This window comes from Sinorhizobium sp. CB7, from assembly GCF_041357635.1.
In the GTDB taxonomy this organism is placed as follows: Bacteria; Pseudomonadota; Alphaproteobacteria; order Rhizobiales; family Rhizobiaceae; genus Rhizobium.
In genome coordinates this window covers 227930-246619 of the sequence record NZ_JAULLL010000011.1, presented here as the reverse complement: position 1 = coordinate 246619, position 18690 = coordinate 227930, and the positions used below count along the sequence as shown (strand labels likewise).

At 59.8% G+C, this 18690-nt stretch carries 19 protein-coding genes; 11 read left to right on the top strand and 8 right to left on the bottom strand.

Going from position 1 to position 18690, the window contains the following annotated elements:
- Window position 1 precedes the first annotated feature (1 nt).
- The 10 genes from AAE029_RS21920 to AAE029_RS21875 are packed head-to-tail and all read left to right on the top strand — an operon-like array spanning window position 2 to window position 12546.
- Window positions 2-2521: a VirB4 family type IV secretion/conjugal transfer ATPase gene (locus tag AAE029_RS21920; protein ID WP_371075008.1), complete on the top strand. Its 2520-nt coding sequence runs from the start codon at window positions 2-4 to the stop codon at window positions 2519-2521.
- Window positions 2499-3671, top strand: coding sequence for a lytic transglycosylase domain-containing protein (locus AAE029_RS21915; RefSeq protein WP_371075007.1), 1173 nt, complete (start codon window positions 2499-2501; stop codon window positions 3669-3671). Before AAE029_RS21920 ends, AAE029_RS21915 begins: the two co-directional genes overlap by 23 nt.
- 20 nt (window positions 3672-3691) lie before the next feature.
- Window positions 3692-4483, top strand: coding sequence for a conjugal transfer protein (locus AAE029_RS21910; protein ID WP_371075006.1), 792 nt, complete (start codon window positions 3692-3694; stop codon window positions 4481-4483).
- Complete coding sequence (locus AAE029_RS21905; RefSeq protein WP_371075005.1) at window positions 4480-4722, top strand: hypothetical protein; 243 nt, start codon at window positions 4480-4482, stop codon at window positions 4720-4722. Before AAE029_RS21910 ends, AAE029_RS21905 begins: the two co-directional genes overlap by 4 nt.
- Entirely contained in the window at window positions 4698-5771 is a 1074-nt protein-coding gene (locus AAE029_RS21900) for a type IV secretion system protein (protein WP_371075004.1), read from the top strand. The genes AAE029_RS21905 and AAE029_RS21900 overlap by 25 nt, the downstream gene beginning before the upstream one ends.
- Window positions 5772-5821: 50 nt before the next feature.
- Entirely contained in the window at window positions 5822-6556 is a 735-nt protein-coding gene (locus AAE029_RS21895) for a virB8 family protein (RefSeq protein WP_371075003.1), read from the top strand.
- 8 nt (window positions 6557-6564) lie between these two features.
- Window positions 6565-7386 carry a TrbG/VirB9 family P-type conjugative transfer protein gene (locus AAE029_RS21890; RefSeq protein ID WP_371075002.1) on the top strand — a complete coding sequence of 274 codons (822 nt, stop codon included), beginning with the start codon at window positions 6565-6567 and terminating at the stop codon, window positions 7384-7386.
- Window positions 7387-7395: 9 nt separating this feature from the next.
- Window positions 7396-8733, top strand: coding sequence for a type IV secretion system protein VirB10 (gene virB10, locus AAE029_RS21885; RefSeq protein WP_371075001.1), 1338 nt, complete (start codon window positions 7396-7398; stop codon window positions 8731-8733).
- The gene (virB11, locus tag AAE029_RS21880; RefSeq protein ID WP_371075000.1) at window positions 8730-9779 is read left to right on the top strand and encodes a P-type DNA transfer ATPase VirB11; all 1050 of its coding nucleotides are present in this window, start codon (window positions 8730-8732) and stop codon (window positions 9777-9779) included. Before virB10 ends, virB11 begins: the two co-directional genes overlap by 4 nt.
- The gene (locus AAE029_RS21875) at window positions 9748-12546 is read left to right on the top strand and encodes a type IV secretory system conjugative DNA transfer family protein (RefSeq protein ID WP_371074999.1); all 2799 of its coding nucleotides are present in this window, start codon (window positions 9748-9750) and stop codon (window positions 12544-12546) included. The genes virB11 and AAE029_RS21875 overlap by 32 nt, the downstream gene beginning before the upstream one ends.
- A gap of 508 nt (window positions 12547-13054) precedes the next feature.
- On the opposite strand, the gene AAE029_RS21870 is transcribed toward AAE029_RS21875, so the two are convergent.
- Together AAE029_RS21870 and AAE029_RS21865 are read right to left on the bottom strand one after the other, a co-directional pair.
- A complete protein-coding gene (locus AAE029_RS21870; RefSeq protein ID WP_371074998.1) occupies window positions 13055-14401 on the bottom strand; it encodes a hypothetical protein in 1347 nt (448 codons plus the stop codon).
- A 9-nt stretch (window positions 14402-14410) separates the two neighbouring features.
- Window positions 14411-14704 (bottom strand): hypothetical protein, encoded by a 294-nt coding sequence (locus tag AAE029_RS21865; protein WP_371074997.1) that lies wholly within the window; start codon window positions 14702-14704, stop codon window positions 14411-14413.
- Window positions 14705-15094: 390 nt separating this feature from the next.
- Here AAE029_RS21865 and AAE029_RS21860 point away from each other — a divergent pair, with 390 nt between their 5' ends.
- Window positions 15095-15430 (top strand): helix-turn-helix domain-containing protein, encoded by a 336-nt coding sequence (locus AAE029_RS21860; protein WP_371074996.1) that lies wholly within the window; start codon window positions 15095-15097, stop codon window positions 15428-15430.
- A 36-nt stretch (window positions 15431-15466) separates the two neighbouring features.
- On the opposite strand, the gene AAE029_RS21855 is transcribed toward AAE029_RS21860, so the two are convergent.
- The 6 genes from AAE029_RS21855 to AAE029_RS21830 are packed head-to-tail and all read right to left on the bottom strand — an operon-like array spanning window position 15467 to window position 18666.
- Window positions 15467-16036 carry a hypothetical protein gene (locus tag AAE029_RS21855; protein ID WP_371074995.1) on the bottom strand — a complete coding sequence of 190 codons (570 nt, stop codon included), beginning with the start codon at window positions 16034-16036 and terminating at the stop codon, window positions 15467-15469.
- A complete protein-coding gene (locus tag AAE029_RS21850) occupies window positions 16033-16404 on the bottom strand; it encodes a hypothetical protein (RefSeq protein ID WP_371074994.1) in 372 nt (123 codons plus the stop codon). Before AAE029_RS21850 ends, AAE029_RS21855 begins: the two co-directional genes overlap by 4 nt.
- An 8-nt stretch (window positions 16405-16412) precedes the next feature.
- On the bottom strand, window positions 16413-16724 hold the full coding sequence (locus tag AAE029_RS21845) for a hypothetical protein (RefSeq protein WP_371074993.1): 312 nt from the start codon (window positions 16722-16724) through the stop codon (window positions 16413-16415).
- The gene (locus AAE029_RS21840) at window positions 16725-17348 is read right to left on the bottom strand and encodes a thermonuclease family protein (RefSeq protein ID WP_371074992.1); all 624 of its coding nucleotides are present in this window, start codon (window positions 17346-17348) and stop codon (window positions 16725-16727) included.
- Window positions 17345-17968 (bottom strand): thermonuclease family protein, encoded by a 624-nt coding sequence (locus AAE029_RS21835; protein WP_371074991.1) that lies wholly within the window; start codon window positions 17966-17968, stop codon window positions 17345-17347. The genes AAE029_RS21840 and AAE029_RS21835 overlap by 4 nt, the downstream gene beginning before the upstream one ends.
- 17 nt (window positions 17969-17985) lie before the next feature.
- A complete protein-coding gene (locus AAE029_RS21830; RefSeq protein WP_371074990.1) occupies window positions 17986-18666 on the bottom strand; it encodes a thermonuclease family protein in 681 nt (226 codons plus the stop codon).
- Window positions 18667-18690: the final 24 nt, after the last annotated feature.

Genomic DNA, 18690 nt, shown 5'->3' with positions numbered 1-18690 from the left:
GATGAACACGATGGCGAGATCGCTGAAAGGCAGTCTGTCGAAGGGTTGGGAGATCTTTGCGGACCGCAATGTCGCGACGCATGTTCCTTTCTACGTTCCGATCGAAAACGGCATCATCCGCCTGAAGAACGACTGCCTCGTCTCGACCCTAAAGCTCACCGGCTTTTCCTTCGAGACGGCCGATATCGAAACGATCAACATGTTGCAGCGGCAGCGCAACGCCGCCTTCCGTGCGATCTCCTCGATCGGCAGCTTCGCACTTTATACCCATGTGATCAGACGTAAGGTTGCGCCGTCGTTGCCGTCAGCCTTCGCCGATCCGTTTATGGCGCGTCTCGATCACGTCTATCAGTCGAGCATCTCGAAGAACGAGATGTTCGTGAACGACACTTATGTCTCGCTGGTCGTACGCCCAATGTTCCGGAAGGGATCCGCGCTCTCCCGCCTGATGGGCGCGGGCGGCACGATCGTGCGCAAGGAACAGTTCCGCGCTATGCGCGACAAGCTAGTAGAGGCAACGCGAGCGCTGGAGAAATCGCTTTCCGTCTATGGGCCGAAGGTCCTTCGCGACGTGCAACGCGTACAAGCTGACCTCGGCGATAACAGAAAAGTCTTCCGCGACGTCTCCGAAGACATGATGGTCGACGAGGTTGCCCGCAAAGTCTGGTTCTCCGAACAATGTGAGTTCTTCTACACACTGCTGAACGGCGGACGCGTCCGACCGATCCGTCTTGGGAACATCCCGATCGACGAGATGCTGCCGGCCCGCAGGACGTCGATCGGCAATCGCATCATCCACCTACAGGGCGACATACCGGACGACGATCGTTATGCGGCGATGGTTTCGCTCAAGGAATATCCGCCAGAGACCGGAGCCGGCATGCTCGACTATGTCCTCAAGCTGCCATTCGAGCTTGTGCTGACCCAGTCGATGTCCTTTGTCGACGATATGGCGGCGCGAAGCCGGATCGAGCGGCTGGACCGACAGATGTCGAAGGCTGACGAAGGCGGATCGAGCGTCCAGGCCAATCTCGACATCGCCCGGGACGAACTTGCCCGCAAGCGTGTTGCCTTCACCGAGCATCATCTCACCGTGATGCCGGTCGCGAAAACCACCGCCCAGCTTGATGATGCCGTTGCCTTGATCGGCAACGAACTTGGCGCGCTCGGCGCCTCCTATGTCCGCGAAGATCTGAATGCGGAGCCAGCCTACTGGGCGCAACTGCCAGGCAATCAGGCCTATATCGCACGACGCGCGCTGATCTCTACGCTGAATTGTGCCGGCTTGAGCAGCTTTCACGCCTATCCCTACGGCAAACCTGACGGCAACCACTGGGGGCCGGCAATCACGATCTTCGAGACGACCTCAGGCACGCCCTTCTTCTTCAACTTCCACCAGGGCGACGTCGGGCACACGACCGTCTTCGGTCCGACCGGTTCCGGCAAGACCGTCATCATGGCCTTCCTGATCCTGCAGGCCTATCGCGTCAGTCCGCGTCTGAAGACAATCGTCTTCGACAAGGACCGTGGTCTCGACATCATGGTACGGGCGGCGGGCGGAACCTACATGTCGCTGGAGCCCGGCCAGCCGTCGGGATGGAATCCGCTGCTGCTCGACGACACCGAGGAAAACCGCGTTTTCCTTTACGGGCTCCTAAGCTTCATGCTGAAGCCATCAAAGGACGGCGAAAGCCTGACCCCGCAGGAAGAGGCGATCATCCGCAATGCGATCAAGTCGGTCCTCAAGACGAAGGACAGGTCGTATCGTCGTCTTTCGTCGCTGAGGGCATTGCTCGCCGGCAGCGAGCGGACCGAGGGCAGCCTGATTGCCCGGCTCGAAAAATGGGTCGACAAGGGACCCTACGCTTGGCTCTTCGACAACGCCGCCGACAATCTCGATATCTCGCGACCGATGATCGGCTTCGACATGACGTCGATCCTCGACGATCCAACGGTGCGCACCGCAGCCCTTCTCTACATGTTCCACCGTCTGGACGCGATCTATGACGGCAAGGCGCCGATCATCAACCTGATGGACGAAGCCTGGAAGCTGCTCGATGACGACGAATTCAAACGCACCATGAAGGACTATTTCAAGACCATCAGAAAGCGAAATGGTCTTGTCATCTTCGGCACGCAGTCGGCCGACGATGTCGTGCGTTCGAGCGTCAGCCGGACAATTATCGAACAGACGTCGACCAACATCTTCTTTGCCAATCCGAAGGCTGACGAACACTCCTACATGGAGCACTTCGGCCTCTTGCGGGCGGAATTCGACTGGGTCAAGAACGGCGATCCGAGTTCGCGTTTCATGCTGATCAAGCAGGCAAAGAGCAGCGTAATCGCTCGCGTCGACATGTCCCACATGCCGGAGTTCATCAAGGTGCTCTCGGGCCGCGAGGAGACGGTGCGCGAAGTCGAGATGTTGCTCGACGAGTACGGCGACGATCCAAAGAACTGGCTCTCAAAGTTCTGCGACTGGGATGGGGTGACGGTCGATGAAGAACGCAAAGCACCTTGAGGGAGCCGCGGCCGGCGTTTTGGCCTTGGCTCTCGTCTTTCCCGTCGGCACAAGCCATGCGCAGGTCCCGGTCATCGACCAGGCGCGCCAGAAGATCCAGCAGGCCACCGAGAACTGGTATCAGTCCTATCAGGCCGATACTCGCAAGGTCAAAGGCGCCTCGGGCGGAACGACTGATAGTGTCGCCCCCGGTCAGGGCTCGGGCGCGCCGGCCGATTGCTCGGCCGACGGCATGGGGGGAGACACCGCGCCCGCGGCGCCATCGTCCCGGACGCCGAGCCAGCAGGAGGTTGCCAGCATGGTCCAACAGGAGGCGATCCGACAGGGTGTCGATCCGAATTTCGCGATGGCGATCGCCGAGCAGGAATCGCGTTTCCGCCAGTCGGCGCGGTCGGCGGTCGGCGCCACCGGTGTCATGCAACTGATGCCGGGCACCGCCGTGCAGCTCGGCGTCAACCCCTACGACACCCGTGACAATATTCGAGGCGGCGTCAAATACATCAAGCAACTCCAGGGGATGTTCGGTGACCGCTATGACCTGATTGCCGCCGGCTACAATGCCGGTCCATATCGGCAGTCGCTGCAGAACGGTCAAATCCCCAACATTCCGGAGACGCAGGATTACGTCCAGAAAGTCTCCGCCTACTATGCCCGTAACAAGACCCAGAACGGTGATCATGCCCCGATGGAGGGCACGGCCGAGCCCGAGACGGCGAGCTACGGAAACGGCTGCGGCGAGCAACTGAAGAAGGCGGTCGATCGCAACACGCAGGCACAGATCGAGCGCGGTTCGGTCTGGAACGAGTTGGTCGGAAAATCCATCGCTGCAAACCAGCAATACCTTCAGCGTCTGCAGGCCGGCCTGCAATCGTCATCGGCAGGTTTGCGGGGTAGTGGCGGGGGAAATTCCAGGGACCATGACGGCTCGCTTGTCATGGCCGAGATCCGGTGCCCGACCAACATCATCGACACCGGCGGCACGCGTTGCTTCGCCGTCCCATCCAACGCCACCACCGAACAGATCCAGCGCTGGCTTTCCGACCTGCAGGAACAGGCACGTGCGAATGGCGCGGTCGCGACCTTCACAGCGATGCAGGATCCCGCACTCGGCCTCGTCACGGTCGTCGATTCCAGGCCGACGTCAAATTGAGAACAAGAGAGGTTAGGCACATGAAGACAGCAGTGATCGCAGCGGCCTTTGCCATTGTTTCTGTCCCTCACGCTTATGCGCAGGTTCCGGTCAAGGATTCGCAGAACATCTCGATCAGCGAGGAGATCAAGCGCCTCTCGTCCGAGATCCAGCAGGACACGTCCGTCGTCAAGGATAACACCACGAAGACCTTGGCAGCGATCACCGGCGATCGGACGCAGGATGCGAGCCAGTTTGCCAAGCTCGCTACCGGCAATGGCTTCACCATGGGACAGGCGCCGGATTTCAGTACGGTGCTATCCAGCAACGCGGCGGTTTTCGGAGGCATCGGCGGGCAGTTCCAAAATACCGCAGCGAAGCTGATCAACGGCCTCAACCTCGTGAAGATGGTGGTCGATACCGTCAAGGGCGGTGAGCTTTCCGGCGCCAACCAGGCCTATTCGCAGGGCATCAATGCGCTGACAACGCTGACTGCGCTGACCGATGCCATGAACGGCGCCACCAAGGACCGGCAGAATTCGTTCATGCAGGCAACGCAACAAATCGGAACGGCGAAGGATCTGAAGGGGGCCCTGGAGCAGAACACGCAGATGGTGCTTCAGGGCAATCAGACCGCCAACGAAGCCGTCGGCTCGCTCAACAACCAGGTCATGCTCCTGAACCAGCAATATAAGGCCGCGCTTGCAACGTCGTCGCAAAACCTCAAGACCTTCGCGCCCCTACCCGACAGCGTCATGCGTGACGGGGGTACGCAGCCGCAGGGTACTTCAGTTCGCGACCAGCTGAAGGCCTTCGAGGACCAGAACCAGTGAAGGCTGTTCTCGTATTGGTGCTGACCGGTGCAATGCTGGCCGGTTGCGCCGGAAAGTACGAACAGCTCGCGAAATGCTCGGCCGATGAAAACCCGGTCCCGGCGCTCGGTTATGACACCCAGCCCGCGGCCACGCCCGCTGAGAATGCGCTCGCGGGCGTCGTCAAGGACGATTGCGGCCCGATGCGACCGGTCAATAACTTTCAGGATGAGACATGGATCCCGTCGGCTACGCGATAAACTTCTATGGCGACGCGCTACGATATTTTGACAAGATCAACGAGGCGTCGTTGGAACGGGCCTGGGGGCTTTTTGCCGAAAACAGAAATCTCGTTTCCGGCATCCTGGCGATCTTCCTGATCCTCTATTTCCTCTGGGGCGCGCTCGGACTGTCTAGCGTCTCCCTGCAGGACATGGCGGTCACCGCATTCAAGATCACGCTCGCCTATGCTCTTATCATGTCCTGGGCGCTCTTCTACGACAATATCGGCCAGTTCGTGCTGTCGGCGCCGCAGGATCTGGGATCGGCCATATCCTCGGCGATGGGTGGGCAATCGGCCGGAGCGGACATCGCCCAACAAGTCGCCAGCATGGCTCGAAAGGTCTACGACTTTGCCATGCAGCTCTTCAATTCCTACGAGTCTGGATGGTTGCCGAATGTAACGGGCGCTGTTGTCGTCTTCATCGTGCTGGTGTTCGGCCTCCTGCCGATGCTGCTGATCCTCACCGGCGTCACGCTCTTTGCCAAGATGATCACCGCCGTTATGCTGTCGATCGGTCCGATCGCCATCCTCTGCTATTTCTTCGGCATCAGCCGCTTTGTCTTCGACGCCTGGGTGAGGGGCGTTGCCTACGGCATGTTTATGTTGCTCTTCACCTACATCATGGCCGGCCTATCGTTCGGTTTTCTGATCGGCATGATGGACACGATCAACGGCGATATGGCCACCAAGGAGAACGCACTGGCGATCGTGCTCGCCATGGTGCTCTATCTCGCGCTGATCTCCTATTTCATCTTCCAGGTACCCGATTTCGCGCGGACCTTCGCCTACGGAGCAGCCTTCTCCGGTGTCCCGGGCGGGGGCGGCGTGGACACCGCCTACAGCAGTGCCCGCGGGCGCCTCTCCTCCAGCAATTCCCGCACCGGCCAGGCTGCGGCCATAGCGCTCAGCACGCTTGCCGGTCCGAGGGGTGCCGTCACGGCTGCGGCACTTGCAGGCCGCGGCAGTGTCGCGGGAGCCGGCGCGCTTGGCCGAATGCTCACCAATCGCCGCCGTAACAGCGAATGACGCTGTCGAGGATCAGCGATTTTACTCATTGCGACTTTGAGGTTTGAAACTTGGTATTGTTCAAAAGGCAATTGAAGCACGCGCCATCCGATCGTGCGCCTGGTCCCCAAGACATCTACGATCAACACCTCTCATGGGGAGAGAAGATTCGCTCGCTGCGGACCCTGATCGGTCTCATCCTGCTGGTCTTTGCGGTGGCGGGCTGGATCGTGGCCGGCGTACTGTCCTTTTCCGTCGCGCAGCTCTTCCCGCTCGTCCGCACCGAGGTCGTGCCCCTGATCGTCGACAAGAACACCGGCTACATGGAGACGGTGACAACACTCGACAGGGACCGGTCGAACGTTTCGGAAATCCAGGCGGTTCGTGCGTCCTTCGTCGGCAATTACGTCATCCGCCGCGAGACCTACGATCCCCGATATCTGTCGGAAAACTTCGACATGATCGCCCTTTGGTCGGACCCGGACTCGCCGGCCTTTAAGGATTATTCGGAATGGATGAACCCTTCCAATCCGAGAGGTCCGGTCAAGACCATGGGAACGACGGGCGAGATCCGACCGGAGATCCTGTCGGTCAATCCTCTCAACGCCACGACCATGTCGGTGCGCTTCGAGACCCGGGAGCGGCGCCGCGGCGGCGAGGTCGTCAATCGCTGGTCCGCGACGGTTCGCTACCGCCAGATCAATCTGCCCGCCAGCAACCGGGTCCGGCTTTATAACCCCCTCGGCTTCGTCGTCACCGAATACGTCAAGGTTCCTGAGACCATGCCCTCGGGGCTCGTGCAATGAAGCGGACGATGGCTGGAATCATCATGTCACTGCTTTTTGCAGCTTCATCGGTCCAGGCCGAACTCATTGCCCGACCGGGCAGGCTCGATCCGCGGGTGCGGACGTTGCCCTATTCGGCCGAGCAGGTCTTCGTGGTCACCGGCACTTACGGCATGGTGACGACCATTCTCTTTGGTGCGGATGAGGAGATCACTCAGATCGCTGCCGGCGACACGGTGTCTTGGCAGATGCTCACGTCAGCCGATCGACGCTCGCTCACCCTGAAGCCGATGGAAAAGGACGCGCCGACCAACCTCTCGGTGGTGACGACGAAGCGCACCTACTCGTTCGATCTACGCGTGAACGACAGCAAGGCGATTCAAACCCAGACTTTCAAGCTCCAGTTCATCTATCCGGAGGATGCTGGCCTAAAGGGGACGGCCGAACTCTGGAAGCAGGCTCAGGACGCCGAGCGCAATCCCAACATCAAGAACATCCGCCGCGACAAGGTCAATTATGACTATGGCTTCAAGGGCAGCGATGCGGCGAGACCCTTGTGGGTGTTCGACGACGGACTAAAAACCTTCATGAAATTCACTGGCGACGTGCCGGCGATCTTCATTGTCGATAACAAGCGGCGGGAGAGCCTCGTCAATTATCGCCGCGAGGCGGACTACATCGTCATCGACAGGGTCTCGCGGCAATGGACGCTGCGCTACGGCACCGAGAACGAGACCTGCCTGTTCAATCTCAGGACCGCCCCAGCCGACGTGCCGGCGCCGATCGAGGGTGCAGTGGCGCCGAAGCGGCTCGGCTCGTCAAGCACCGGCTCACCATTACAGTCACGGTAGGGAGGCACGATGTCTGATCCGAACTATCATTCGATCGAAACCGACACTGCAATTGGCGGACAGGTGAGGCGCTCCGGGTTCGGGCTGATGCGGCCGATCGCCGTGGTTGCGGCCATTGCTGGCATTGGTGTCGTCCTCTATTTCCTGCTTTCCGGCGGCGAGCGAGAACCGGCGGTCGATAATACACCGCATGAAGAGTTCCGTCCGGTGCAGGCACCGAGAAACGAAGGTTTCAATCCGCCAGCACCGCCCCCCTTGCCGACCGTGCAGGTGCCGGAGGCACCGCCTCCTCCGCCACCCCCGCCACCGGCGCCCGTGGTTCCGGCGCCGGCCCAGATCGCGCCGCCGGTCGATGTCGATTGCTCAAGGGGGAAGAACCCTGACGATCCAAAATGCATCGAGCTCGCCCGGCAGGCGAAACTGCTTGAGCGCGTGCGCTCCACTGCCGTCGTCTTCGATCAATCCGAACAGACAAACGGGGCGGCAAGGGCTTCGTCCGATACCACGGGAGCCGGCTTGTTCGGCGCGAATGGCCCGGCAGGCACGCCCGCTGGCGCGCCTGCCGATGCAGGTGGTGCCGTCGATGGCGATCGCGCCTTTCTGAAGGCGATGGGTCGGCAGGGGGTGGAGGTTTCGGTCGCCGCCGAGAACCGCCGTATCGATGCCTGGATCCCTCAGGGCACGATGATCCGCGGCACGCTGGAGACGGCGGTCAATTCCGACCTCGCTGGCATGGTAAAGGCGATCGTCCGGGAGGATGTCTATTCCTTCGACGGCCGACGCATCCTGATACCCGCGGGCTCCTCGCTGATCGGTGACTACAAATCCGGTGTCGAACGCGGGCAGGAGCGCCTGTTCATCGTCTGGACCCGCATGATCCGTGGCGACGGCGTTTCGGTCCAGCTCGGCTCGTACGGCACGGACCGTCTCGGCCGCTCCGGCATGACAGGCATCGTCGACCGGAAATATTGGGAACGGTTCGGGCCGCCGGCGCTGATGACGATGATCGGCGGGGTCACGCAATACATCGCCCAGCTCGGTCAGAAGCAGGACCGAAATATCACGGTCGTCAACACGGACGGAACCGTGACCAGTATTCCGCAGGACAACGGGACGGCCTCGCAGGACCGGGCGCGCGAGATCGGCGCCGAGACGATCGCGTCGGGCATTCAGCAACTCGCGACCGAGGCTTTTCAGGACACCCGCAACATCCGCCCGACGATCCACATTGCCCAAGGCTCCGACATCACCGTCTTCGTCACCCGAGACCTTGATTTCTCGGATCTTTATCCGGACCCGGTGCGCGAGGAGTTCGACCGCCTGCGCCGAAAGAAGGCCGGCAAATGAACGCGCACCCGTCGATCTCCGCCGAGCAGCACTTTCTTTCCGAGGCGCTCGAACCCATCAGACAGTTTCTCGACGATCCCGCAGTGGTCGAGATTTCCTGCCAGCGCAGCAACGAAATCTGGCTCGAGCGGATCGGCCAGCTCAGCATGATCAGGCAACAGGTCGATGGGCTCGATCAGGAGGCGATCCGCCATATGGCGTCGCGCGCGGCTTCGTTTACCAAGCAGACCATCAACGCTGAAAATCCGCTGCTTTCGGCAACGCTCACCAACGGCGAACGCGTCCAGTTCGTGCTCAATCCAACCTCCGCGACGGGCCACGCCTTTTCGATCCGTAAGCAATTTATCCGGCGCTTCGACCTCGACGACTACGAGAAGGCCGGAGCTTTCCGCTTCACCAAGGTGACGGGCGACGACTATATCGACAACGTCGATATCGAGCTGTCGCGCTTGCTGCGGGCAGGAAAGGCGCGGGCGTTTCTGCAGCTTGCGGCGATTAATCATCGCAGCATGCTCATCTCGGGCGGCACGTCTACCGGCAAAACGACATTCCTCAATACGATGCTGACGGCGATCCCCGACGACGAGCGTTTCATCCTCATGCAGGACACGGCGGAGCTGGAACCGCGCCAGGAAAACGTCGTCTCGCTGCTGGTCTCGAAGGGCGCCCAGGGCGAGGCGAGGGTCACGATGACCGATCTTCTGGCTTCCGCTCTGCGTCTCAGGCCAGACCGCATCTTCATGGGCGAATTACGCGGCGACGAGGCTTTCGACTTCCTGAACGCGATCAACACCGGCCATCCCGGCTCGATGTCGACCATCCACGCAAACTCGCCGCATCACGCCTTCAACCGACTGTCGACGCTGGTGCTGAACAGCAGTGTCCGCATGGAGCGCGACGATATCATCCGCTACATCCGCTCGATCATTCCGATCGTGGTCCAATTGAAAAAAGGCGATGCCGCCGGCGGCCGCGGTGTCAGCGAGATCTATTTTGCAGACGAGGTGGACGAAGATGGCAACCGTATACACGGACGCAGAGGCTGAACGCCCCAAACGGACGAAGCTTCAGGAGGTCTCGGTTTTCACGTTTCCGGTCGCGATGTGCGGTGCCGTGGCGATATGGCTGTTGTTCTTTACGCTGATCTACGACGCCTATGTCACATCCTTCGGGTCGACGTCCTATTACGATTATGTTGCCCAGGCGCGTGTTCTCGACAGCATTGCCTACACATGGTCGATCATCCGTACGCGAAACACCGTCGGGCTCTCGATCCTGGCGTTCGTTCTTGCCTCGCCATTTCTGTTTTTCCTGCTGAGCCTCTGGATGCTGAAAGGGGGCAGAGCGCTATCGCGTAAAATCCTCTATCTCCTGCATGTCAGGTCGATGTTCACCCTGATCGCGCATACGGCACTCATCTTCGCTGCGGCCTATGTCGCAGTGATTGTCTACGGAACGGTCTTTTATCTCGTTGCAAGCAAGGCCGGTGGGGTAGCCGGAATCGCGGACTATTATGGGGCTCACCTTGCGGCGATGTATCAGGCGCCCTTTGGAGCGACTGACGCGGCCGGCGCCTACCAGCGGCCGTCGCGGCAGACTGTGCTTGCGGCGCTCGCCGGTCTGGCGGCAGCAGGCGCCTTGGTTGGGTTTCCGATTGGGGCGGCGATCCAGAAACGCCAGCGCATGATCATGGGCAAGGCGCGACTGGCAACCTTGAAAGACGCCGCCGATTTCCGGCTGCGCGACAAGCACGGCATCGTTCTTGGTCTCAAGCAGGGCCTTCTTCTGCGTAACGACGGCGACCAGCATGTCATGGTCATCGGCTCGCCGGGGCAGGGCAAGTCCCGCGGCTTCGTCATTCCGACGATGATGAGTTTCAAGGGATCGCAGATGGTCCTCGACATGAGCGGCGAGCTGTTCGAGGAGACGTCGGGCTATCTGAAGGACCAGGGCTACGAAATTTTTCTGCTAGCGCCAGGATCCAAATTTACCGATGGCTATAATCCACTCGACCTGATCAGCGCCGATCCGAACCAGCGGATCACCGACCTGCAGAAGCTGACGCAGATGTTGCTGCCGGAGCGTCTGCGCTCTGATTCATCGGATTTCTGGGAAGAGAGCGCCAGGATCCTGCTGACGGCCATGCTTGGTTTCGTGCTCGAATGCCCGGACACCCGAAAATCGCTGAGCGAACTCTACCGCATCCTCAATTCGATGTCGGACGAGCGCAAGGCGATCATCCAGCTCCTGGAAAATTACGAGGCCGTTCTTTCCGATCAGACCCGCATGCAGCTCACCAAATTCGCGGGCCGACATGAAAAGCTCGGAGAGGGGATCGCGGCGGAGATCGTCGCCAAGCTCAATTTTCTCCAGAACCCTCTCGTCGAGGCCCTGACCTCCATCACCACGATCCCGATCGAAACGATCAGAAAGCGCAAATTGGTGGTCTTCGTCCACGCCGACTGGAATGCGATGCAGATCTACGAGCGGCTAATTTCGATGTTCATCCAGCAAATGGCTGACAAGCTCGTGCAGATGGGGCCGTTGCGGAACGGGGAGCACGAAGTGCTAATGATGCTCGACGAGTTCGGAAATGGCGGGCGCATCGACACGGTCCTGACGCTTGCGCCGTTGATCCGCAAGAACGGCGTTCGCTTCGTCTTTATCCTGCAGGACGGTGCGCAGCTCGAACGATTGTATCAGCGCTCCGGGCAGAAGATTCTGATGGGCGCGTCCACGATCAAGCTGTTCATGAACTTCCAGAACCAGGAGGACGCAGCCGCCGTCTCTGCCGCAGCGGGCAGGACGACGGAGTGGGTCGAGCAGTCCTCCTACTCCCATCGCCATGGTCGCAGGCAGCGATCCATATCGAAGGTTCCGGTGTCAGTCGACCTGCTTCCCGTCAACACATTGATGATGATGAAGCCGGAGGAGGCGATCCTCCAGGTCACCGGCATGCCGCTCATGCGCATCATGAAACTCGATTCCGGCGGGGAGCGGATGTTCTCGAAGGTGCGGAAGTTCAAGCCAGTGACCAGGCCCTGCATCCAGCCGGTCGAATGGACGGTCGCCGACAGCAAATCCTTCGGCGCGCCGCAACCTGAAACCGCTCCATCAGAGAGAATGGAGAGCCAATCGCCGGTCGGTGGGATGGACATCGATTTGGGCGCTGTCAATCGGCCGAACCGGCCACAGCACATTCGGTTTATCGTCAAGGAGGGTGTGCGACACATCTATATCTCGTCGCTCGACGAACTGCGGCAGCGTCTGGATCTCGACGAAACGCGTGAGGCCGGCCGGACAGAGGAAGAACTGCGAAATGAAGAACAGATGACGGCACAGAAAAAGCAACTCGCTGCAACAGGCGGCCGCGAAGGAAACCGCAGCGCAGCGCGCGCTTCCGGCCCCATCCGGGTTGACGACGTCCATATCGAGCTGGATCAGGCGAAGTTGGACCGCAGTGTGTATCCGGGCTCTCCACGAGGACCACGGAATCGAGTTCAACGCAGTTCGGATGTTCAGGATGAGGCTGGAGATCGCCCCACCTCAGCTATCCTGCGGCGACAAGACGTCCGTGGCGCGTTCGGAGCGGACATCAAGGCCTTGAACGAGGCAATTTTTGAGCAGGCGGATGCAGGCTCGTTCGACCCGATAGAGTTGAACGCAGATGTCGAGCTCTTGATCGGAACCCTCTCCGAGCGCCTGACCGAGGATAGCTCGAAAGCATTCCTGCGCGAGTTTGCCGATCGTGCTCGCGATCCGCTGCGCGAAGAGGGGCCGCCACACGACGACGCCGAAGACCGGTCCGAATAGGCGCAAAGGATGCGCCGAGGTGCGGCATACCGCTGCGAAGATTGAGGAGCGGCATTTGCCAGTTTCAGTAACAGCCGACAGAAGGAGGAAGATTCCGTGGGCGAAATCAGATACCTCGCAAATCGAGACCTCTTCAAAGACGATGGTTTCGAGAGGATCGTTGCGGCAGCGAGGGCTAACGCTGGTCTTTGGCTGATGGTCAAGGAGCGTGTAATGGAAAAGCGCGCTATCAAGGCCGAACTGAACGCCGGGGAGCGGAGGAAAATGACTGGGACCGGCTGTTTTCCCAACAACCCTAACGCCGACGATTGCCGAACTCGCCGAAGAGCTTGTGTCCACCATGTTCGGCAACTGCCCGCCGGAGATCGGATCTCGTGCTCAGATCGCTCTGCTTAAGGCAGCGGAGTCCGAGCTTGATGGCGGCTCGGCACAGTCTTAGAAAGGCGTGAGAACCCCACCGCCCAGCTATCTCCTCAGCCGATCATCGACCAAGCATTGCGCCACAAGTTCAGCCGTCGGCTAGTTTGTCGACGACCCATGCCTGCAGCCGGCGCCCAGTCCGTTCGGAATTCGCTTCGGTAAGATCCTCCGGAAAAATTCCGAAGATCGGCCCGAGGTGCTTCATTCGCGGGATGGTTTTTTCCTTGGCCTCCAGATATTCCTCCGTCTCCATCCCAAAAGCCTCGACGAGCAGTCTGCGCGGTTGCTGATCTCTATAGGCAATTTCCAAAACGAAATCTGGCCTGCAAAGACCGATGGGCGTTTCCATGGCGAAGAGAGGCTTGATAATGGAGATCCGAAGTTCCGGAGCCGCATCGAACAGCGATTGCTGAAGCCAGAACAGCAGATGGGAAACGTCACGCTCAAATCCGGACTCGACGGGAAAGAGCGTATCGCCGTTGTAGACTGGCTGCCCATAGGCTTGCACTGCCCGAACCGGTCCTTCATCGTTTTCCTGGAAATCCACGTTCAGAAGCGTCAGGAACGGTCCTCGGCTTGCCGGGTCGCCTCGAAGCGGCTGGCGCACCTTGGAAAGGATGTCGATTGTTCGGGAGGTGGATGCCGGCATGACCACCTGTGTGGAAACGGTGGTCGAAAACAGCAGCATGAAGCCGGTGCGGCGAAGCCCCTCGGGCCAGTCGCGGCGCGAGGTCGCAAGCAGCCGCTGCCAACGGCTCTCCGGATTCCAGTAGTCGGCAGCCCAGGTCGAAAGAAGCGCGTTCAGTGTCCAGGTCCTGAGCACCCTCAGCTCCCGCGCGGCCGAACGCAGCCGGGCGAGCTGGTTGCCGAGTACGAGATCCGCATTGTCCTGCAGAGGAGGGACCACATTCGTCCCCGCCTTCTCAAGCATTCGCCAGAGGATGCCGCCCAGCCTCGATGGCCGATCATTTCGTTCGCTCAATTGCGAGGGATCCTGACCTGAGACATCGGCCAGGCGAGTGGGAATGGCGGGAAGGGCATCGATATACGTGCGGTCGGATTTGGGCAGCGGGCGAAGATGATAGCTGCGGTCGATGAGGGAGGGGTTGGCATCCTTGTCGACATGAAACGGACACGTGAGGGCGTGATTTGGCCGCTCCTCATGCCGATCGGGGGCATTGTCCTTCGCCGTTAACCGCCGCAGGGTAAAGGTGCGTTCCTGCTGGATCGGGGCGAGCAATGGCTGATGTCGCCCCTCCACGCAGTCGCATTCGATCCAGCCATTCATCACCTTGACGCGCCGGATAACCGCAAGCGCAATTGCCTCATCCGCGCTAGAGGCCGCGTTGCCGTGCCAGGCCCGTAACGCGACGGCCTCGCGGTCGCTCAGTTCAGCCAACGCATGGGTCGGGCTATTGCGGACCACGATACGCATGGCTCGCCGTCAGTACCCGATCGACCATAGGCTGAAGCCGAGATATCCGACGCCCGCGGAGCCAGCGACAGCGAAGGCCGTCTCCGCCCAACCGCGAATGTCCCAAAAGCTGCCTCTCCCGGTCCGAGCACCTTCAATCGCGACCGACAGGAAGATGTAGGATGGGATGACCATCGCATAGCCCAGTGTCAGACTATCTCTAAAGGCCACCCGAGCAGCGACGAATGCGAGCGCCAGGAATAGGGCTGTTATTCCTAACCGCGTCATGTCAAACCGATAGCCAAACCGTTCGAGCCATCCCATCAGTTTTCTCCACTCGATAGAACACATCAAAATTTAACCGCAGTTAAAGTTTGACGCAATTGGAGATCGGTGTGCAAACCGGGGAAACATCAATAACAGCGGGAAGCAAGGCCTGTAGTGGAGCATCCATCTCGCAGACCGCAAGCGTTCCCTTGCACGGGCTGTCGGCTGCGGTGTATTGAGCGTAACGGACTTGTGAACAGTCGCATGCAAAGATGAACAATAAAATGTTTGCGCTTACCCTTCTTGGTCTCTGAACAACGTCATGCATCGAATGAGCGGTAGAACTTTGAAACATTCAAGCAGCTGTGGGTGCGCTCTTGCGCCCGGTTATCGGCGCCTGCCGATCGGCGTCGGGTTCATGAGACCTGCGAGTGAGGATGGCATTCGATGCCGAGGCTGAAGGACGATCTCTCCGACGGTCGCTCCAACGTCGTCGATCTGAAGTCACTCTCCTTTCAGGAACGACTCGCTATTGGTCTTATGCGATTGAAGGCCCAGCGCCGGTTAACGAACAAGGATCTGGCCGAGCAACTTGGGGTCTCTGAAGCGTACATGTCGCAAGTGGCCCGCGGCATGCGGGACGTCAAGCTGTCGACGCTCGACAAAATGGAGCGCGAGTGGAAGGTCACCATCGAAGATTTGTTCAAGATTACGGAAAGCGACTTCGCACGAGTCGCGGCTTGGAAAGCGCGTCGTAGAAAAAAGAGAGTTGCCGAGGAGTGAAATGGGTTCTTTCCCCCCGCAACCGATCGACGTGGACTAGTGTTTCAGGTCGAACCAGAATCTTTCTTTAACACCCTTATCGTTTGGAATGTCGAAGTAGTAGGGATCCGCGCGACGCGGCCGCGGAGTCGCGATCTGTTCAATGCAGCTATTGCCTCGGTCGCCAAAGCTTCGACGTATCACACCACCCCTTAGGTCGGCGTCGGAAGCGTGCTGACCAGGAGTGCGGCAAACATCGACCGTCTTGATGCATTGGTCAGGCTCGCCGCTCCAGCCGTTGCCCATCTGCGAACTATAGCCAACCGTGGTGCCCGACGGGCAGTCTCCATAGGTCTCGTGACCCGGTTTTCCGGCATTGGCCTCATGGCAGATTGGCCACGAAAACCCCGGCTCCTTCATGGCCGCAATGAGTTTTGTCATCGGCGGAACGCAGTAGGGAACCCCAGGCCAGGACGGGTTCTGTGAAGCGGCGCAAAGCAGAACCTGGCATCCCCAGGATGGATTCTCGGCTTTTGCCGGGGTCGCTGATGGCGCAAAGGCCGAACCAACCATGATTGCGGCCAATATCAGTATCGGTTTCGTTGTCCGCTTCTTCGAAGTGTTCATTGGATTTGCCTCCAGACGCCATCAATTTTAGCAAAGGAGAGCACGCCGGATTGGCTTGCTCCGGCAAATGATCCCGCGGTCGTTGTGATGATGCCTGAGCAGGTCACACCTGGCACGGCCTGACGCGGTTTGCATTCAGAAATGCGCATCGACCGCCCGGATTTCGCAAGCGCAGCGCTAGCCTCCTCGTCACTTGGAACCTCAGCTTTCGTCTTTTGTGACGCTTCGTCTTTCAGCCGGGCGACCTCCTGTTCGAGATCGGTCTCGTGGCCGCTTCTGATCACTTCGTTGATCGCATAGCCGCCGAATGCGCCTACCAGGAAGGCGATTGCCGCTGCTAAGACCGCGCCTCCGGAAAGCTTGTTCATTGCCACTTTCAGTATCCCTCAATCCCAAGTCGTTTCAGAATAGCGGCCGGATTGGTTTCGCAGTCTTTCCTCCAGTCGGGATGTTTGGCGCAGGCATAGGCGTACTGGCTGAGATCGGCTGACGAGAGATCGGCGAGCCTGTTGCCGACAGCTTTCCACCGTTGCACCTCGGCAGGATCGCAACCAGCACCTCCGGCTCCGCAAAAGCCCGGATCGCGCTGCTCTATCTGCCTCTGGGTAGCGCCGTCCTCGGCGATCGCTATCGAAGCGGATCCGGACAGCAACATAAGCGCTACAACGGCTCCAACAATGCGGTTCATTCAACCTCCATGCACTTCGTTAGGAGTGGGTGATTTGGCGGGGACAACGGGCAAGGGCAGGGGCAAGTCGCCGTCAGGTTCCAGTGAAGAACCCCTTGCCTTCTCCCCATTCGCCTGCGACGCGGTGTAGAGCCAGGGAGGAAGGAGATCCGACGATGACCAGACGCCGTATCCGAGGCCACGGGCCTTCCGCTCGATATCGAAATAGGCAGGAACCTGGGGTTCGCCGCGGTAATTGAACGCGTAGCCGATGCCTTCTGCGATCGCCGTGGCCGCAAGGTTTGTCTCTCCGACAAAGCAATGCGCGAGGATCACACCGTTGGCGTCACGAGCAATAGGTGCGCAGTTGACGTCCTGCCCGAGTGTGCGGAGGATCATCCAGGCCCGCGAGACCTGACCCGCCGGCCAGTCGACGCCGTCGCTCGTTGCCGTTTGCTCGAGGCGAGGGGCCTCATATCCGGCAAGCCGCACGGTCTGTACGCTCTTCCTGAATTCGAATGTCGTGGCGTTCACGACCTGAACTTTTCCATAGATCTGCCGTGGGATGTCAGCCGGCCGGACTTGTGCCGTCGTGGGCGCCGCCGTGATCGTCAGAAACATGATCGACAGCGAAACAGGTTTCATCGTTGTGCGCTCCCTTGGCCCCTCAGGATTGCGACGGGGTGAGGCATGTCCGAGTAGGCCCACAGCCCGGCGCGTGCCGATCGTGCGCTTTCTTCTGCCACCCTGTAGCCCGGAACGATCAAATGGCCGGAGGTGTCCACGGCGGCAAATCCCCACCCCTCGGCGATCATGTAAGTTGCCAGATCATAGCGCCGTTTGCCTGTTGTCGTCTGGCAGCCGACCACGGCATTGTTCTGATCGAGATCCTTGATGGTTGTGCAGACGGGCTTCGTATCTCTTATCAACGCTTGTACCATGATCAGGTTGAGCTCTCCGCAATCTCTGACAACGCCAGGAGAAATTGTGACGGAGGTCCCGCGGAGACACGCCTGCAGGCCGTAGAGACGATATCTCCGCCCGCCGGAAATCCAGGTGTCGCCGGTTTCGAATTGCGCTTGTCCTGGAAACGGGATGAATTCGGCTCCATCGCGTTCCTGGCTGCCTGCGGCGCCTTGGCTCTCAAGTGCCTGAATGGGTATGGTCGCCGGCCGGTGACGAGGAGCGTCGGGAAGGCTCGGCCCGGCCAGCATCGGCATGATACTGATGCCTGCGTAGAAGCCGGAAGCTGCTAGAATAGACATCAACATCAGGAACCTCATCAGTTCGTTGAGGGTTTTGCGCGATAGCGCTCACCGTAGGGATGCGTGAAGTGGGCGTTAGCCCAGATTCCGGCTTTCGCTTTCTGTGCGCGTGTCTCTGCCTGTGCATATTCCGGAAACACTGCCCGGCCGGTGCGATCGCGTGCCGCGAACGCTACTCCCTTGGTGATGAGAACTTCGGAAAGCGATTGTATCTCACCGTCCCTCACGAAAAAGCATTCAGCAAAACGCACGGTCGGCGAGCCGCCATTTTGGCCGAGGAAATGGCACGGGAAAGCATTGCCAGCGGCAGCCGCGGCCTCGCCGAGCATGGTGGTTAAACCGGCGAGCGAGACCATCGCGCATGTCGTCTGCAGGCCGGCGAATTCTATCTCCTCGGTCGAGAGGCAGCCTTGGGCGCCGGCCAATTTGACGATGGTTCCGTCGGAGGCGAGAAACGCGCTCCCGCTCACTGCACCTTCAGGTGTGATGGTTTGCAGGTCGAGCCGCTCGGCGATCGACGAGGTATCGAGGGGATTTCGAGGGGCAGGGATCAGATCGCGCCCTTCTGCGTAGGCCTTCTGATAATAGCTGACAAATTTCGAAGCCGCATCCTCTTCGCCGGCGGCCGCCACGGCATTCGTCGTGCATGCAACGGTGCAGAAGAGGAGTTGAGCGAGCTGTCGTGCGCCAGGATTCATGCTTACATCCGTCATCAATTGGCT

What these genes read in the sequence shown, in the direction of transcription:
- AAE029_RS21920 (WP_371075008.1), top strand. Translation starts at nt 2, where the DNA reads ATGAACACGATGGCGAGATCGCTGAAAGGCAGTCTGTCGAAGGGTTGG.
- AAE029_RS21915 (WP_371075007.1), top strand. Translation starts at nt 2,499, where the DNA reads ATGAAGAACGCAAAGCACCTTGAGGGAGCCGCGGCCGGCGTTTTGGCC.
- AAE029_RS21910 (WP_371075006.1), top strand. Translation starts at nt 3,692, where the DNA reads ATGAAGACAGCAGTGATCGCAGCGGCCTTTGCCATTGTTTCTGTCCCT.
- AAE029_RS21900 (WP_371075004.1), top strand. Translation starts at nt 4,698, where the DNA reads ATGGATCCCGTCGGCTACGCGATAAACTTCTATGGCGACGCGCTACGA.
- AAE029_RS21890 (WP_371075002.1), top strand. Translation starts at nt 6,565, where the DNA reads ATGGCTGGAATCATCATGTCACTGCTTTTTGCAGCTTCATCGGTCCAG.
- virB10 (WP_371075001.1), top strand. Translation starts at nt 7,396, where the DNA reads ATGTCTGATCCGAACTATCATTCGATCGAAACCGACACTGCAATTGGC.
- virB11 (WP_371075000.1), top strand. Translation starts at nt 8,730, where the DNA reads ATGAACGCGCACCCGTCGATCTCCGCCGAGCAGCACTTTCTTTCCGAG.
- AAE029_RS21875 (WP_371074999.1), top strand. Translation starts at nt 9,748, where the DNA reads ATGGCAACCGTATACACGGACGCAGAGGCTGAACGCCCCAAACGGACG.
- AAE029_RS21870 (WP_371074998.1), bottom strand. Translation starts at nt 14,401, where the DNA reads ATGCGTATCGTGGTCCGCAATAGCCCGACCCATGCGTTGGCTGAACTG.
- AAE029_RS21865 (WP_371074997.1), bottom strand. Translation starts at nt 14,704, where the DNA reads ATGGGATGGCTCGAACGGTTTGGCTATCGGTTTGACATGACGCGGTTA.
- AAE029_RS21860 (WP_371074996.1), top strand. Translation starts at nt 15,095, where the DNA reads ATGCCGAGGCTGAAGGACGATCTCTCCGACGGTCGCTCCAACGTCGTC.
- AAE029_RS21855 (WP_371074995.1), bottom strand. Translation starts at nt 16,036, where the DNA reads ATGAACACTTCGAAGAAGCGGACAACGAAACCGATACTGATATTGGCC.
- AAE029_RS21850 (WP_371074994.1), bottom strand. Translation starts at nt 16,404, where the DNA reads ATGAACAAGCTTTCCGGAGGCGCGGTCTTAGCAGCGGCAATCGCCTTC.
- AAE029_RS21845 (WP_371074993.1), bottom strand. Translation starts at nt 16,724, where the DNA reads ATGAACCGCATTGTTGGAGCCGTTGTAGCGCTTATGTTGCTGTCCGGA.
- AAE029_RS21840 (WP_371074992.1), bottom strand. Translation starts at nt 17,348, where the DNA reads ATGAAACCTGTTTCGCTGTCGATCATGTTTCTGACGATCACGGCGGCG.
- AAE029_RS21835 (WP_371074991.1), bottom strand. Translation starts at nt 17,968, where the DNA reads ATGTCTATTCTAGCAGCTTCCGGCTTCTACGCAGGCATCAGTATCATG.
- AAE029_RS21830 (WP_371074990.1), bottom strand. Translation starts at nt 18,666, where the DNA reads ATGAATCCTGGCGCACGACAGCTCGCTCAACTCCTCTTCTGCACCGTT.